Annotated in this window: 13 protein-coding genes and 2 pseudogenes; 8 read left to right on the forward strand and 7 right to left on the reverse strand. The window is 68.7% G+C overall.

The features are described 5' to 3' along the window. Positions 1-10 precede the first annotated feature (10 nt). The 3 genes from C1J00_RS07880 to C1J00_RS46515 are packed head-to-tail and all read right to left on the reverse strand — an operon-like array spanning position 11 to position 2,104. The gene (locus tag C1J00_RS07880; RefSeq protein WP_245936249.1) at positions 11-415 is read right to left on the reverse strand and encodes a hypothetical protein; all 405 of its coding nucleotides are present in this window, start codon (positions 413-415) and stop codon (positions 11-13) included. Position 416: 1 nt separating this feature from the next. Next, positions 417-1,340 carry a hypothetical protein gene (locus C1J00_RS46510; protein WP_245936250.1) on the reverse strand — a complete coding sequence of 308 codons (924 nt, stop codon included), beginning with the start codon at positions 1,338-1,340 and terminating at the stop codon, positions 417-419. Continuing rightward, positions 1,268-2,104, reverse strand: a complete 837-nt coding sequence (locus tag C1J00_RS46515; protein ID WP_245936251.1) for a hypothetical protein — start codon at positions 2,102-2,104, stop codon at positions 1,268-1,270. The genes C1J00_RS46510 and C1J00_RS46515 overlap by 73 nt, the downstream gene beginning before the upstream one ends. A 343-nt stretch (positions 2,105-2,447) precedes the next feature. Here C1J00_RS46515 and C1J00_RS07890 point away from each other — a divergent pair, with 343 nt between their 5' ends. From C1J00_RS07890 to C1J00_RS07910, 5 genes are all read left to right on the forward strand, one after another. Beyond that, positions 2,448-3,287, forward strand: coding sequence for a hypothetical protein (locus C1J00_RS07890; RefSeq protein ID WP_102908308.1), 840 nt, complete (start codon positions 2,448-2,450; stop codon positions 3,285-3,287). A 104-nt stretch (positions 3,288-3,391) separates the two neighbouring features. Beyond that, complete coding sequence (locus C1J00_RS07895; protein WP_102908309.1) at positions 3,392-5,947, forward strand: GmrSD restriction endonuclease domain-containing protein; 2,556 nt, start codon at positions 3,392-3,394, stop codon at positions 5,945-5,947. A gap of 35 nt (positions 5,948-5,982) precedes the next feature. Next, on the forward strand, positions 5,983-6,591 hold the full coding sequence (locus C1J00_RS07900) for a hypothetical protein (protein ID WP_245936252.1): 609 nt from the start codon (positions 5,983-5,985) through the stop codon (positions 6,589-6,591). A 215-nt stretch (positions 6,592-6,806) separates the two neighbouring features. After that, positions 6,807-7,445 carry a hypothetical protein gene (locus C1J00_RS07905; RefSeq protein ID WP_245936253.1) on the forward strand — a complete coding sequence of 213 codons (639 nt, stop codon included), beginning with the start codon at positions 6,807-6,809 and terminating at the stop codon, positions 7,443-7,445. A gap of 81 nt (positions 7,446-7,526) precedes the next feature. Continuing rightward, positions 7,527-8,618: a DNA polymerase III subunit beta family protein gene (locus tag C1J00_RS07910; protein WP_102908318.1), complete on the forward strand. Its 1,092-nt coding sequence runs from the start codon at positions 7,527-7,529 to the stop codon at positions 8,616-8,618. A 28-nt stretch (positions 8,619-8,646) separates the two neighbouring features. On the opposite strand, the gene C1J00_RS07915 is transcribed toward C1J00_RS07910, so the two are convergent. From C1J00_RS07915 to C1J00_RS07925, 3 genes and pseudogenes are all read right to left on the reverse strand, one after another. Further along, a complete protein-coding gene (locus C1J00_RS07915) occupies positions 8,647-9,009 on the reverse strand; it encodes a deoxyxylulose-5-phosphate synthase (RefSeq protein ID WP_102908310.1) in 363 nt (120 codons plus the stop codon). A 197-nt stretch (positions 9,010-9,206) separates the two neighbouring features. After that, positions 9,207-10,566, reverse strand: a pseudogene (locus C1J00_RS07920) (CCA tRNA nucleotidyltransferase). A 1,012-nt stretch (positions 10,567-11,578) separates the two neighbouring features. Further along, positions 11,579-12,838: a hypothetical protein gene (locus tag C1J00_RS07925; RefSeq protein ID WP_102908311.1), complete on the reverse strand. Its 1,260-nt coding sequence runs from the start codon at positions 12,836-12,838 to the stop codon at positions 11,579-11,581. Between the two features lie 514 nt (positions 12,839-13,352). On the opposite strand from C1J00_RS07925, the gene C1J00_RS07930 reads away from it, so the two are divergent. Then, entirely contained in the window at positions 13,353-13,721 is a 369-nt protein-coding gene (locus tag C1J00_RS07930) for a hypothetical protein (RefSeq protein ID WP_102908312.1), read from the forward strand. A gap of 88 nt (positions 13,722-13,809) precedes the next feature. Beyond that, complete coding sequence (locus tag C1J00_RS07935) at positions 13,810-14,580, forward strand: HNH endonuclease (protein WP_102908313.1); 771 nt, start codon at positions 13,810-13,812, stop codon at positions 14,578-14,580. Positions 14,581-15,081: 501 nt separating this feature from the next. On the opposite strand, the gene C1J00_RS07940 is transcribed toward C1J00_RS07935, so the two are convergent. Then, positions 15,082-15,612 (reverse strand): ATP-binding protein, encoded by a 531-nt coding sequence (locus C1J00_RS07940; RefSeq protein WP_245936254.1) that lies wholly within the window; start codon positions 15,610-15,612, stop codon positions 15,082-15,084. Positions 15,613-15,838: 226 nt separating this feature from the next. On the opposite strand from C1J00_RS07940, the pseudogene C1J00_RS07945 reads away from it, so the two are divergent. Beyond that, positions 15,839-16,040: pseudogene (locus C1J00_RS07945) on the forward strand (transcriptional regulator); the annotation flags it as partial.

A 16,040-nucleotide genomic window follows, 5' to 3' on the forward strand; every position in this document is an offset into this window, starting at 1 on the left:
GTCAGCGCGGTCAGACGCGGATCTCCCGCACGACGACCGTGCGCGACTTGCCCCGGGACGCGTCGTACGAGATCTCGCGTCCCGTCGGCTGCCAGGTGAGCGCGTGGCCGAGAGGAGAGGACGGAGAGACGATGTCCGCCTCCTCGGTGGGAAGTTCGGCGATCGTGTACAGAGTGTCCTCGTCCACCTGACCGTCGAACTCCAGGCGGAGCAGCGCGCCCGGAATGACGACGTCGGGGACCGTTCCCTCCTGTCCGACGCCGACGGAGTCGAGGAAGGTGCGCAAGAAGGCCAGGCGCTTGGTGCGCCGGTCGCGTTGCTCGGCCTGGGTCTTCCTGAGGAACACCAGCTGCGCCGCGTCCGCTCCGTCGGGGATCTCGGCGGGAGCATCGACGGCCGCCTGCAACTGCTGCACCTCACGGAACAGGCGCTGGAAAGCCGCGGCGGGGATCTCCCGGACCGGCAGAGGGCTCGGGGCGGTCCGGCTCGGCCTCGACGACGGCGCAGGACCATCGAGCCGTACGACGTGCACGGCCGGGCGGGCCGCCCCTGTCGGCCGTGCCGCAGACGGTGCCTCGGGCATCGTCGTTCCCGCCGCCCGTGCGGGAGCGGCTCCGTTGTCCGCGGTCGTCGCACGCGGCGGCGTCGGAGCGAGGGTCGGCCGTCGGGCCGGACCGCTCAGGAACTCGCGCGGGTCGGTGGCCCTGGGCGCGGGCACCGCCCCGAGGGTCGCCGCCGATCCCGTCGGCGGCGGGAGCGGCGGTGAGCGTGCCGGTGGACGGGTCGAGCTGGAGGGTGGCCCGGTGCGTGACGAGGTGTCGCTCCACTCGCTGCCCGGTGCTCGTCTGCCAGGTGAGCCGGCCCAGTCCGAGGACGAGTTCGTACGCCTCTCCGAGGCCCGCGGCGTCCTCGTGCATCTTGTGCAGCCGGTCGTACAGCCTGACCAGGGGGTCGATCGCGCGGCGCCGTTCCGCCCAGGCGAGCCATTCCTGCTCCCAGGCGGCGTACAGCTTCTCGATCTTCTCGCGCTGGGGGTGTCGGTCGAGCTCGTGGTAGGTCTTGTCGAGCGGGATGCCCCGGGACCAGTCCGGGAACTCGGGTTCGATGCGCCGGCGCAGGTGCGGGGCGCGAGGCTCCTTGAAGTCGCGGACACGGGTCTCGTCCACCCAGGGCGCGAGCAGGGCCCTGGGCTGGGGCGCTTCCTCCCTTTCGGGGCGGGCGACGGTCAGCCAGGCCGGGTCGTCCCCGACGAGGGCGCCGTCGGTCATCACCTCGACGCCGTCGCCGTCCGGCAGCTCGTAGAACCACACGGCGCCGGCCGCCCCGTCGAGCGTGCGCACGGGGCGTGTCTTCGACTCCTCGGCCTCGGCGAGGAACCGGAAGATCTGCCGGACGCGGGCGGCGTCCAGATCGTCGGCGGTGACCTCCGGGGCCGACGATGGGGCGCTCCGACGTCCGGGGCCGGTCGGCTGGGCCGGGACGGCGTCGAGTCCGACGGGTGCCGTCTCCGGCTCCCGCCTGCGGCCGAGACGGCGTACCCGGCCCTGGTCACGGACTTCGCGGCGCCTTGCGGCTTCGTGAACAACGACTGCTGTTGCTCACCGAACAGCACGGACTGATCGAATACGATCGGTACAGGTCGCTCGTCGGCCACCGTGCCGACCGCCGACGCCGTGCCGAACGTGACGCTCCCCCGGTCACCGGCCGGGAAACGGACCTCGATGTCCAGGTCATCGGCGGTGCCGGGCGGAATGCTGTACGCCCACGTGACGGAGACCCTGCGCCCGGCACGCAGGGTGCCCTCCAGCGCGTCGTCGATGACGTCACTGCGGTAGTCCTGCACCTGACGGCCCGTCTTGCCGTACGGCCCACCCCGCACCAACACCGTGACCCCGTCGAGCTCGAACGGCCTCCCGGTGCCGTTGCTCAGGGACAGGGTGCAGCGCACCAGGTCGTCCCCCTGCCGGTACCCGTGACTGTCCTCGGCGTCCGCCAGCACGTGGGGCACCACGTCGTCCACCCACACATACAGGCCGTCGTCGTACCGGTAGACCGAACCGACGGACTGCAGCCCGTCACTCAGCCCGCGCTCATCCTGACTCACACGCCCACCCCCACCACTGCTCCTGAGGGCCATCCGGTGGCCCATCCGGTCATCCCGCCCCGACCACCACGAGCCCGATCACAAGGCACCCCCCGGTGCACGAACTCGAGTGTGAACTGAGCACACACCGCGAGCGTATCAGCAACCGCGGACACCCGCGGCCCCATGCCGCCCATCCACAACAGCCCCGCACCCGCCGGGTGATCGACACGGGCAATGAACCAACCCGGACCACCCAGCCGACACCTCGGCACCCGATCTCCTTTCCCGCAACAGCGTTGACTTAGTTCACAATTCACGACAGGCTGTAGGCGATGTCACCCCAGAGGAAGGCAAAGGTGCCATGCACATGCAAGTGGTCGACGTGTCACCGCAGTTGGCGGCACAGTGGCTCACCCGCAACACCAGCAACCGGCCGCTCAGCAAGAGCACGGTGCAGCACCTGGCCGGTCAGATCCAGCGCGGGGAGTGGCAGCTGACGCACCAGGGCATCGCCTTCGACGAGGACGACGTACTCATCGACGGACAGCACCGCCTGGCAGCCATCGTCAAGGCGGGCGTCACCGTGCCCCTGACCGTCACACACGGCGTGCCGCGCACCGCGTTCACCGTGATGGACACGGGCCGCAAGCGCACCGGCCGGGACGCGCTGGCCCTCGCGGGGGAGGCCAACGCGACCCACCTGGCGGCCGCACTGCGCGGACTGCACCTGTACCGCAACTCACCCAACTCCCCGTGGAGCGGCGGCTCGTCGGTCACGAGCAACGACCAACTGCTGACCCTGCTCGGCGAGCACCCCGGTATCCGCGATGCCCTGCACCACGGCATCGCACTGAACCGGGGGTGCCGCATCACCGTCACGGCCGCGACGATCGGCTGGTACGTCACCAGTGAGGCCCGTCCCGACATCGACCAGTCCGACTGGGAGGAGGGGGTCGTCACCGGGGCCCGCCTGGAGCCGGGCGATCCACGTCTGACGTTGCGCAACACCATGCTCAACCTGGCCCTGGGCAACGCGCACCGGCGCCGCGACGACTCGCGCGAGCACCTGCTCTACTACCTCAAAGCCTGGAACGCGTGGGTCGAGGGCCGCACCATCAAACTGTTGCGCCGCTCCCCGAACGAGACGATGCCGCGCATCTCGAACCGTTCGTCCCTGACATCGGCGGACAACGGCGCCTGAAAAGGCATAGATTCAACGGACAACTGCCCATGGCGCGCAAGGCGTCGGACATGAATGGGCTTGCCCTGTGCCTCCGTCGGGGGTGCCGTAGGGAAAGGAGGCGCATGCGCGCCCAGGAGATCACCTTCCTCAAGCTCGTCCAAGGGGACAAGCAGTTCCAGGTGCCGCTCTACCAGCGCACGTACAGCTGGGGCAGGGAGCAGCTTCAGCGGCTGTGGGAGGACATCGGGGAACTGGTCGATCAGCACCTGGCCGGAGAGCCGGCCGCGCCGCACTTCCTCGGCTCGGTGGTGCTCGCACCCGGTCAGATCCAGGCGGGCGGCGTGCAAAGGTGGCTCGTGGTCGACGGGCAACAGCGGTTGACCACCCTGATGCTGGCCTTCACCGCGCTGCGCGACCACCTGAAGGAGTCGGGTGACGCGCGAGGGGTGGACCGGGTGCACCGCCAGGTACTGGTCAACGAGTTCCACGAGGGCGCGGACCACTATCGGTTGCTGCCGACGCAGGCGGACCGAGACGCCTACACCGCCTGCGTCCAGTCCCGGGCGGACGCCGGCGGGGGCGACAACATCGGGGCTGCCTACCGGTTCTTCCGCGGTGCCCTCGCACAGGGCCACGAGGCGGGCGACGAGCGGTGGGCCTCCACGGTCGAGACCGTGCTCAAGGACCTGCTTTCCATCGTGGAGATCACCGCCGAGCCGGGCGACAACGTGTACCGGATCTTCGAGTCGATCAACAACACAGGTGTCGGGCTCAGTCAGAGCGACCTGTTGCGCAACTACGTGTTCATGCTGCTGCCCAAGCGAGGCGAGCGGATCTACCAGGAACTGTGGCTGCCCATGCAGCAGAGTCTCGGCCCGAAGAACCTCGAACTCCTGGTCTGGCTCGACCTGGTGGTACGCGGCCACTACAAGACCAAGCAGAGCGAAATCTACCGCGAGCAGCAGAAGCGGCTCCAGCCGCTGGCCGGTGCCGCTGGCGACGAGGACGCGTTGCAGCGCGAGATCGAGCAACTGGCCGAGCGGGCCGCGAGGTTCCTGCGCATCGTCGAACCCGCCCGCGAGCAGGCTCCCGCCCTCCGCGCAATCCTGGAGCGTCTGGCCTCCTGGGGTGGCCAGACGCACTACCCGCTCGCGTTGCACCTGTTGGACCTTCTGGCGGCGGGCAGGACGACACCCGACGACGCGGCTCAGGCGCTGGGCTACGTCGAGTCCTATCTGGTCCGGCGCCTGATCTGCCAGACGCCCACGACCGGCCTCAACCGTATCTTCATGGAAGCGCCGAAGGAGCTTGAGACCGACCGGCCGGCCGCCGAGGCGGTAAGGCGGTTCCTGTCCGGCCGACGCAGGCGTTGGCCGAGCGACGAGGAACTGCGCGCGGCGGTCCGCGCCAAACCGTTCTACTGGTCCGGGCGCCCTTCACAACGCAGTTATATTCTGCGCCGTCTCGAGGAGAGTTACCGGGCCTCCGAGCCCGTGGACTTCGTCAAGGCGTCCCTGAGCGTGGAGCACGTCCTGCCACAACGCCCCGCCCCCGCCTGGTTCGATCTGCTCGCCGAGGAAACCGAGCCGGACCAGACTCCGCAGGAACTGCACGACCTACTGGTGCACACGCTCGGCAACCTGACGCTGACCGGGGACAACACCAAGCTTTCCAACCACCCGTTCGAACGCAAGCAGCAGATCCTCGACGCCAGTGCCCTGCGCATGAACCTCGAGATCGCCTCGGCACAGCGCTGGGGAAAGGCGCAGATTCTCGAACGGGCGGGTCGTCTGGCCGACCGCGCCGCGGAACTGTGGCCGGGTCCGATCGGCGGGGTCAAGCCGAGCGGTGAGGAATCACCGGGCTGGGTCGAACTGCGGGCCGCTCTGGTGGCGATGCCGAGCGGCACCTGGACGACGTACGGCGATGTCGCCGAGCTGATCGGCAGCCACCCGGTGCCTGTCGGGGCCTACCTGGGCGCCAACACGGGCGTGATCGGCGCCTACCGGGTACTCACTGTGGAGGGCAGGGTCTCCCCCTCGTTCCGCTGGGCGGACGGCAGTGACCGGCCGCCCCCGCAGGAACTGCTGGCGAGCGAGGGAGTGCGCTTCGACTCCTTCGGGCGGGCCCATCCCTCCCAGCGCCTGTCCGCCGCCGAGCTGGCCACCCTGCTGGGCCGGGACGTGGTGCAGCCCTCCGCACACGATCCGCTGCCCGAGGGGGAGGACGCGGCGGCGGCCGAGCGGTTCCGTGCGCAGCTGCGCGAGAATTGGCCTGCCGCGTTCACGGGAGTCGTGGCGGCCCTCGAGTTCTGGCGCCGCCAGGGCGGCCATGTGACGTACGGCCGGCACGAGGAGACGAGTTGCTTCCCCATGCTGGACCTCGGGACCAGCCATGGGCCGCACCTCATGTGGCCGGTCGGGATCTATCCCGTCAGCGGAACGGTCGAGGTGGTCTTCCAGTACCTCAAAACGCGCAGCCCCTTCGACGACACGGAGCAACGCCGGGAACTCCTGAACCGGCTGAACAAGATCGACGGCATCGACCTGCCCGAGGCGAAGCTGGAGCTGCGTCCCTCTTTCCCGGTCAGTGTCTTCGCGGAGCACGGCGACGAGATCTGCGAAGTGCTGGACTGGTTCGTCGGGGTGGCTGCGCTGGATCTGGCGCAGCGGAACTGAACGCTTGTCGGGATTTCTCAATGGAGGCATCACTCGTGCAGTTACTGAACGACCTCACCCTGGCCCGGACCAGCGGAAACGTCATCGAGAAGAGCGGGACGACGTGTTCCGGAGAAATGTCCAGGTCGACCGCCGCCTCGTGGGAACTACGCCTACCCGGCCAGCCCTCGCTGACGGTACATGACAACCACTGGATGAACGGCGAGCGCGACCTGGTGCTCCACAAGCCCACGGTGGTCCCCGAGATGCCGTCGGCCCTCTCCAATCTGCACAACAGACTGCGCTCCGGGATCTGCGCCTCTGCAAGACATGGCGAACTGCGCATCATGGTGTTCCCCACGTACGTCGACGCGCATGGCCGGCCACGGATCAAGAAGTCGCTCACCACCTGGGACCTCGCGAACGCCGTGGGACTGCACCATCTCAGAGAGCTGACCGCTCGGGAGGGTGTCGGTCTGGAGGCCGCGTTCGACCGACCGGATCTGCCTCCTGTGGACCTGGACGACCCACAACACGAGAAGCCCCTCCAGCACGCCCTGCTCTTTCCCGCCACCGATGACGAGACACCGGTGATCGCCTTCGTCCGCTTCCGGATCGTGCCCGTACTCCGGCACATCGGCTGGCTGTCGTCGGACAACGACTGAGAGAGGCAGCACCTGTGCCAGGACGACCGTGCCGAGGAACTGTTCACAGGCTCAATGGTCAGACGATCTGCTTCACAGGCCGTGTTCTGGTCGACGGCGAGTGGAGGGTCAGAGCGCATTGCGCCGAGAGAGCCGAGCAACAGGGCGCTACCCCCAAGACCGACTTCTCACACAAGGTCACCCTTGTCGTCTACGGCGATCTGGCGAGCAAGGTCGTGACCGACGATCGTCGCATCTACAGCAGTACGCTCGTGGACGCCGAGGCCGAGCGCAGCCGTGGACGGCACGTCTGCGTCGTGGACGCGGACGGCTTCTCGGCACTGCTCAGGGGAAGGCCCGCACCGTGCCTGGAGCTGAGAAGAGCGCGCACGGGACGCGTTCGTCCCGTCGCGGCCGCTACAACCGAAGCACGCGTTCTCGGCGGTCCTCTTCGGGCACGGAGGACCGGCCGACGCGCCTCCGGCGATCTCACGCTGGACCTGAGCCGTCTCGACGAGGCGACGGCGGCGCACGAGGCGACGGTCGGAGCGCTCATCGAGCACCTGTCCCGCCAGGGCGTCGAGGCATGTACGAACGCTGCGGGCGCCCCGGAATTCGACGCCGGGTGGTCCCTCGGTGAAGACATCTTCGTCGCCGAGGTCAAGAGCCTCACCGGAGCTCGCGAGGACCAGCAGATCCGCCTGGGCATCGGACAGATCCTCGACTACACCCACCAGCTCCGGAGCACCTGCCCAAGCGCTGCTGTACGCCCGGTCCTGGTACTGGAGAAACGCCCGTCTGCAGTCCGTTGGACCGCACTGGCCGACGGTGTCGGCCTACGACTCACCTGGGCACCCGAATTCGCCGGGATCTGAACGACCGTGATGTCCGCGGGGCGTGGCCGGGTTGACCCTCGACCTTGTCGAGGGCTCAGGGTTCCGGGTGTGGAGAACGACATGCGCAGCATCGGGGAGATGGCCCGGGACGGCGGACTGAGCGTGAGCGCGCTGCGGTTCTACGACCGGGCCGGTGTGCTGGTCCCCGCCTGGGTGGACCCGGTCAGCGGCTACCGCTGGTACGAGCCCGGGCAGCTGGAGGAGGCACGGTTGCTGGCCCGGCTGCGCCGGGCGGGCATGCCGCTGGCCGACATCCGGCTCGTACTGGTCGGCTGGGCCGGCTCCGACACCGACCTGGTGCGCGGTCTGCTTCAGGCGCACCTGCGCCGTCTCGAGCTGGGGCTGTCCGATGCCCGCGTCGAGTTCTCCACGCTCCGAGCTCTACTCGACCGCAGGGAGACAGACCCCATGACCTCGCTCCACACCGCCAACACCACCGCCCGGTTGTCCGTCCTCGCGCCGGAGCTGGGCGCCGCGCTGGACGCCGTCCGTTTCGCGGCCGGTACCGACGCGGAGCTGCCGATGCTCGGCGGTGTCCTGTTCGACGTCGAGGGCGACGGCCTTCACCTCGTGGCCACCGACCGCTACCGGATGGCCGTCGCACAGACGCCCACGACCGGGCACGGCGGACCCCGGACGCAGGTCGTCGTGCCTCTTCCGCTCGTCGACTCGATGCGGGCGCTGCTGACGGGCGAGGAGCCTGTCCGACTCGCGGTGGACGGTGACCGCGTGACGCTGGAGACCGGCGACCGGCAGACGGCCGGCCGGAGCCTCGGCCACGAGTTCCCCGACTACCGCCGTCTCGTCGACCTCCCGGCCGGTCGCCGGGCCCACGTCGATACGGCGGCCTTCCGTCAGGCTCTGGAGACCGGCCCGGTACGGGTGAGCGAGACACGTGAGCAGGACGCCGAGCCGCATGACCTCAGTGTGCTCAAGGTGGCGGAGAACGGGTCCGTGATCGTGTGCGACGACGGGGACGACGACCCGGACAACGTGGCCGTCAACCGCGAGTTCCTGCTGGACGCGCTCGCCGCCGGGGCCCGGGACGAGCTGATCCTCGAACTGGGCGCGCCCACGGCGCCGCTCGCGATCCGCCGGCCTGACGACGAAGGCGCCGTCTCGCTCCTCATGCCGGTCCGGCTGGAGAACTAGGCCGCGCAGAGGGCCGGTTGGCTTCTGCCTACCGCCGCTCGCCTCGACCGCGCGGCGGGGCCGAGGGCACCTCGTGCCGTACGAGTGACCTGGCGATGGGTTCGCCGCTGCGCCGGGCGTACGTCATCCGTTCGCGGACCTCCCCCAGGGTGCGGGGACGATAGCCGGGACCGCCACAACAGCCCTTGTGGAAGCGGACGCCGGCGTGCAGCAGGACGGACAGCGTCCGCCAGGCCGCGGTGTCCCGTCGGCGGGGTGCGGCGAAGGCGGAGCCCACGTGGATCAGCGGCTGCGCGCAGCGAGGACAGACCCGCTCCCTGTCCCTGTCGTAGGGCTGCTTGTACGAGGCCCGGCAGGGCAGGCAGACGTAGGAGGTCTTCGCGTGGGCCATGCCAGCAGGATAGGCGCCGCCCCGGGGGAACTCGAAGGGATTTTCGGCACGGTGAGTGTCACTAGGTCAGCTCGCCGGACGCGCTGGGTTCGTCGGATCCCGTGGAGAGCGAGATCTGCCTGACCTTGCCGGTGTAGTCGCCCACGGCTCCGTCCTCGGTCGATCCGTCGGTCTGTCGGTAGGCGGGCCGACCGGAGTCAGTGGGCCTGCCGGGCTCGCCATTCCAGCAGCGCGTCCCTGGCCGTCTCGAAATCCATCGGGCCCTTCTCGATGCGGAGGTTCCGCAGGTACTCATAGGCTCGTCCGAGTTCGGCCCCGGGACGGATGCCGAGAATCTCCATGATCTGGTGGCCGTTGAGGTCCGGGCGGGCGGCCTGCCGTGCGTCCTCGACCGCCAGGCGCTCGATGCGCTCTTCCAGGGAGTCGTAAGCACGGGCGAGCGCATGCGCCTTGCGTCGGTCACGCGTGGTGCAGTCGGCACGGATGAGTTTGTGCAGCCGGCCGAGCAGCGGGCCGGCGTCGCGGACGTAGCGGCGCACGGCGGGGTCGGTCCACTTCTCGTCGATGTAGCCGTGGAACCGGAGATGCAGCTCCACCAGTCTGACGACGTCCGCGACCAGTTGCTCCGGACAGGCCAGGAAACGCAGTCGCTTGCGGGCCATCTTGGCGCCCACCACCTCGTGGTGGTGAAAGGAGACCTGACCGTTGCGTCCGGTCCGGCGTGTGCGTGGCGTACCGATGTCGTGGAGCAACGCTGCCCACCTCAGGGTGAGGTCGGGTCCTTCTGTTTCCAGGGCGATGGCCTGGTCCAGGACGGTCAGTGTGTGCTCGTAGATGTCCTTGTGCCGGTGGTGCCCGGCGCTCTCGAACCGCAGGGCCGGCAGCTCCGGCAGGACGTGTTCGGCGAGTCCGGTGTCGACCAACAGGCGCAGACCGGTTCCGGGCCTGGTCGCGAGCAGGAGGGCGGTGAGCTCCTCTCGCACTTGTTCGGCGGGGATCTCGGTGACATGTCGCGCCATCGCGCTCATCGCGTCCCTCAGCTCCGGCACCGGTTCAAAGCCGATTCGGGCTGCACAGCGCACCACGCGAAGCATCAGCGGCGGGTCGTTGACGATCGACGCCGTGGGTGCGCGCGGGGTGCGCAGTACGCGCCGCTCCAGGTCCTGAAGGCCACCGAAGGGATCCGTCAGGGTCACGTGCGACAGCCCGAGGGATGGCGTCGATGGTGAAGTCCCCGCGCCGCAGGTACGCCTCCAACGCCTTCTCGTGTTCCGCACGCCGCGACCTGGGAGGACGATGGTGCGAGGGTGACGGACGTGCGTTGATCCGCAGGGTGTAGATGTCACCGTCCCACCGCTTGCGCAGGCTCACGACACCGGGTGCGTCGTCTCGGTGGACACGGACCTCGTCACCCCAGCCGTGGAGGATCTGTCGTACACGTCGCACGTCGGAGTCCGTGACGAAGTCGAGTTCGTGCCCGGCGCCGCCCTCCAGCGCCTGGCGCACCGAGGCGCCGACCAGTGTGAGGGAGAGCCCCGCGGTCGTGAAGCGGTGCAGGAGGTCGTCGACGACCGGCGGGAGCGCAGCCCGTGCCGCCTGCGCCCGGGGATCGGCAGGTTCATCGTGTGCGGGCCCGGCCGTCTCGAGTGACCGGGGGTCAGCGGTCGGCGGCTGCTGTTCCCGCCCTCGCGATTCGACCCGGCCGGTTGCCTGTCGGTGCGGTTGAGACGCCGGCGTCTCGGCCCCCACCGCTCTCTTGAGACGCAGGACGTCGCCGTCCGGGACCGCTTCGAGTGACGGCGTCACGAGTCCGAGGTCGCTGAGGCGGCACCGTGCGAGAGTCGTCCACTGAACGGTGTGATCAGGCGACTGCGTACCGATCGACACCTCTCGCGTGCCGTCACGCGTCTCGCACCGGAAACGCAGAGCGTATCCGGCGGCCTGCACCTCGTAGGGGGAGAGTTCGCTTTCCGGCCCGTACGTGCGGATCACCGGGCTCTTGGCCGGCGTGGCTTCGAGCCTCCTTCCGTCGTCCTTCCACTGGGAGAAGGAGCGCCGGGCCATCTGCACATGCAGAAGGCGGCACCGTCCTTTCCGGCCGAAGCGGATCTCGATCGAGTCACTGCGGGCGTGGGCCTGCTGGACGTACGCGACCGTGACGTTCTTCTGGCCCTGCCCGCGCAGCCAGTGGACGAGGGCCTCTCCGATGTACAGGTGGTCCGCGCTGCTCTCTCCCACGGCGGTGCGGCGGCACCGTACGGGCGGGCGGTGGGCGAAGTGGGATTTCCTGTCACCGCAGGCGCGCAGGGTCAGCACCTGGCCGCAGCCTCCGAGGAGGACACCGCAGCTGAACGCGTCGGCGCCGCGCAGTTGCCTCAGACGCTGCGCGTCCTCTTTCTCGTAGGGAAGGAAGACCGGCTGATGCCCCTGGGATCCGCCCAGGACGGCGGTCTGTACCTTGCGGTTGTCCTCTTCGGTCACGGCCGAGGCCATCTTCACGCACCCTCATGTCTCACGCGAAATGTCAGTGGCGTCCACGCGCTGTCCGAGCGTGGCTGACGTTCAGCGCTCACTCAGCATCGCTCGCTGCCTGCTCCTCGCCCCCGCGCAGACGACGTGCTCGCTCGGCGATCCCGTCGGCGAGTCTGCCCTTGACCGAGCCGGCGCGGTCGAGGGTCAGCTTGCCGCGGCTTCGAGCGGCATCGACGCCCTTCGCGCCCGTCTCGAGCGCCTTGTCCCTCACGTCGGTGGCCGCTTCCACCCATCGTCTCGCCTCCGACGACCGGCGGCCGGACTCGATGCCGAGCCGCTCGTGGAAGTCATGGACGCCGATGGCCATCTGGTTGCTCGACTGGACCACAGCCGGGGACTTGGCCGGATGCAGCAGCACCTTTGCGTTGGCCGTGCCGGCGACCGCGTCCATCCGCGCCACCAGACGCCCGGTACTCCGCGAGATGAGTTCCCGCCGGTCCTGCCGGGCGGCCTTCAGTCCGAGGCGGTGACCGTCCAGTTCGTCCGGGGACGCGTCCAGCACCCGGTCGAGTTCGAGCACGGCGATCGCGTCCTGCAACTGGAAGCAGCGAGCCAGAACCGCGAGCCACTCCCGAACCGGCGCCTCGGCTTCCCTGACCGTCGCGGCGAGATCACCGATCTTGGACTGCCGCTCCATCTTCTCCGCGATCGCGTCGAGTTGACGCAAGGCGTACACCTGGGTCTCCGCGATCGCCGTCGGTGCGTCCTGCACCTTCGACCACATGGTCTCGTCGACCCTGCCCCGCTGCTCGCGGATGGTCATGGTCTCCTCGATGACGAAGCCCACTCCGATCATGCGGGACAGCACGGTGTCCTTCTGGGCGCGCAACACGTCGTCGACCTTCGCGTCGATCGCGGCGAGGTAGTCGGTGATCTCGTCCATGCTCTGCTGCATCGCCACCTGCGACATGAGCTTCGCGGCATTGGCGAGAGCAGCCGGGTTGGTCAGGAACGACCGCGGCCCCTTCACGAACTCCACGAATCCCCTGATCTGGCCCTTCTGCCCCTTCACCACACCCGTGCCGAAACCGGTCTTCGAGCTCTCCCTCAACCCGTACTTCTTCACGAGCTGCGCCGACTTCGGAGTCAGCTTTACCCAGCGACCGGAGTTCTCGGCGATCTCCGAACCAGCCTGCGCGACTGCGGCACCGGCACCGAAGACGGACTTGAGCCATTGCGGTCCGAGATCCTTCGACGACGACAGTCCCTCCGAGATGAGGAAGCGGTCGACATCCGCCGCGTTCCCGATGACCATCAGCCCGTCATCGTCACTGATCAGCTGGATCTCGCTGTCCATTGCCCGCTCCTGAAGTCGCTTCTCGCAGCTGTGGGTGGTCGGGGTGCGCCCGGCGATCGCCGGGCGGGGCCGAGGTCTTGCGATGACGGGAGCGAGGTGCCGGCCCCGGGCAGCGCCGGAGCGCGCATCCTCCCGCACGGACGTGGAGTCGACGTCCGTGCCTGGCGCCATGTCGTCATGGCTCGGGCCGGGTTCGAGCCGGCTCGTCGTCGGGTCGGCGACAACTCGGGCCGACCGTGCTTTCCTGGCCTGCCACGTCGTGGCAGCTGACCGCCGGTGTCATCGCTGCGGAACCGGAAGCGCACATGCTGGTTGGCCGCGCCCATCCGTTCACTCATCCCCCCGCCACGCACGCCTGCCCGCCGAGAGGGCGGGCGGCAGTTGATCGCCCTCAGTATGAGACCCATGCACTCAGTTCACAAGGGGAACATGTTCACTTCGCGCATTCGGGACGCGCTCACACCGACGGTGGCGTAGGTTCGGCGGTCGTCGGGATCCGAGGTCGGGAGGGCACATGCAGAAGGGCACGCTGGAGTACGAGCAGGCTCTGGACGCCGTGATCGAGATCCTGCGTTCACGGGCACGCCAGGGCGCGGCGCCCCTTTCGTACGGCGACCTGAGCAGTGAACTGGCACGGCTCGGTCATCACGTCCCCGCCCACGAGGGCCCCATGCCCTACCTGTTGGAGGACGCCTCCGTCCGGGAGAGCCCGGACGGGTCGCTGCCCCTGCTGTCGGCACTCGTGGTGCTGAAGGACAGCGGCTGGCCGTCCGGCGGCTTCTTCAAGCTGGCCCGGCGGTCGCCGTACGGACGCTCGGGTGACGACGCGCTGCTGTGGACGCGGGAAATCAAGGCGCTAGCGGAACACTACGTAGGCCGCTGACACTCGTTTCGCCGACGCTCCATGCCGTCCCGGCGGGCCAGACGGCGGCCCCTGTGGCCAGGTCGGCAGAAGTCCTTATGCTCTGGCCATGACATCCGGATTGACACCTCAACACGCCCTTCGTACCTGGCTGTTGAATGTGCTGGCGGAGCTGGGCGGCAGTGCACCCACCGGTCACGCACTCAAGCGCATGGAGCGACGCTACGGGACACTCCTCTCGCCCGAAGACCATGAAGGAACGGAGCGAGACAATGAGCCCAAATGGCACAACAGAACCAGGTTTGAACGAAAGAGGATGGAACGATCAGGTCTTCTGGTCCCGGCCCGGGAGTCGCGTGGCGTCTGGACACTCACTGAAGCCGGCTGGGACCAGTTTCACCTCCTCAGAGACACAAACGCCGAGTTCGGCACGGGGGCGGAGGATCCCCCCGGGCCATCCGCCCACACGCCGAAAGGAGACGAGACGCCCTCACGCGCAGAACAGACGACTCAACGCATAGTCAGGAGTACCGCCGTTGCGGACTATGTGAAACGAGTGCACGACTACAGTTGTCAGGTTTGTGGCATTCGACTTGCAACGCCAGCAGGAGCGTACGCAGAAGCAGCACACATCCGAGCCCTGGGACGCCCTCACGATGGGCCCGACATCCCAGCCAACGTACTCTGCCTGTGCCCGAACCATCATGTTCTCTTCGACTTCGGCATGTTGACCATAAGTGAAGATTTGACCGTCGCTGATCACTCTTCCGGAGCTTCGCCATGTCGACTCAGAGAGATACCGGAACACAGAATCGACCGTCAGTACCTGGCGTACCACCGTGCCCACCACAGCGGAACGGCGCGGCCTTTTACCTCGTGACAAACACACTCACGCTTGGGTCCTACGTCTCCCGAGGAATTGTAGAAGCTGTGGCGGGGCTGCAGGCGAGGCAGGGCTGCTGTGGTGTCGAGCAGCAGCTTCGACGCCGAGGTTCCGGAGCGTAGAGGTCGTCATCGCGGGCGAAGCCCGGCTCGTACGGGTTCTGCTGCGTCGGTTCGCCGTGGGAGGGCGTCAGAAAGCGGATCGGTGCGGCAGGGCAGGGGTTGCACACTTCTCGGCTGATCGCGTCGCACCCTGTTGTAGAGGTGTCTCCCGCGGGCTTCACTTTGTGGCCGACCGCCGAGCCGAACGGTACGGCTTCCTACCGCTCCACGGTGGGCTCAATGCCGCCGAGGTCGGCACGGCGGCGCGAGCATCGCCGAACACTCGGGTCGCCCGTCATCTGTCGGACCGGACGAGCGAGGTCACAGCCGCGTTGGCGCGGGACTTGCTCTTGGGACACGGCGGTCGTGCCGTTAGCTCCGCCCGTGTCGTAAGTCCCTATGTCTCGCGCACCTGGCCGACGGCTTCGGTCCGGGCATGGACCGGTCGGGGGCACGGCGAGAGGTTCAGCGGTTGGTGTCGTACCTCCGCCCACACGGTCTTGGTGTAGCCGTCGGGAACGTCGCATCCCCAGCGGTCGGCGTACGCCTCGACCAGCAGCAGGCCACGACCGGAGGAGACGTCGACGGCCGGCGGCCCCAGATCCGTAGGACGAGGGAGACGTCGTTCGGGGCGGGTGTCCGTCACCTCGAGGCGGAAGCAGTCGGGCAAGAGGAGCAGCGTCAGGCGGAAGTCCCGGCCGGGGAGGCTGCCGTGACGGACCGCGTTCGACGCCAGCTCGGCGGTGACGAGGGCGACGGCACGGGCGGGGTCGGAGTCGTACGGCAGGCCTGTCCACTCGGTGAACTGCTGAACGGCGAGCCGGCGGGCGAGACGGGCGCCGCGCCGGGTTCCGCTGAAGCGCAGGGTCAGTTGGCGGACCGGTGTGAGAGGCGGTCGCGCCTCGTCAGTGAGCTGATGGTAGGTCACGGTGTCAGCGTGGCGGGGCGCCTGGTCCGCTGACCAGGTACGACGGCCGTACGTCGGGCTCGTCGTACGGAGTGGGCGGAGCGCTGTCGGCCTGGTTGTACGGGGCTTGTACGGGCGTTGTACGGGTCCGGCGCGTGTCCCGGTTCCCGCGCCTCGCGTTGGACATGGACCGGTGGCGAGCGCGGCCGTGGCGGGGCGCGGAACGGGATGGGAAGGGCGTGGGACTGTGAGGACGGTACGGGACGCACGAGAGACGCGGACGGGGCGGGGCGCGAAGACCAAGGACGAGGGGCCCGATGTGCCGGGCGTGTGGTCGGCGTACGGGGTGCTGTTGCAGTACCTGCGCAAGCGGGCCGGGTTGAACCAGCAGCAGCTCGGGGACGTGATCGGCTACTCGCTGGAGCAGGTGGCCTCGGTGGAGCAGGGAC

Source organism: Streptomyces cahuitamycinicus (assembly GCF_002891435.1).
Classification (GTDB): Bacteria; Actinomycetota; Actinomycetes; order Streptomycetales; family Streptomycetaceae; genus Streptomyces; species Streptomyces cahuitamycinicus.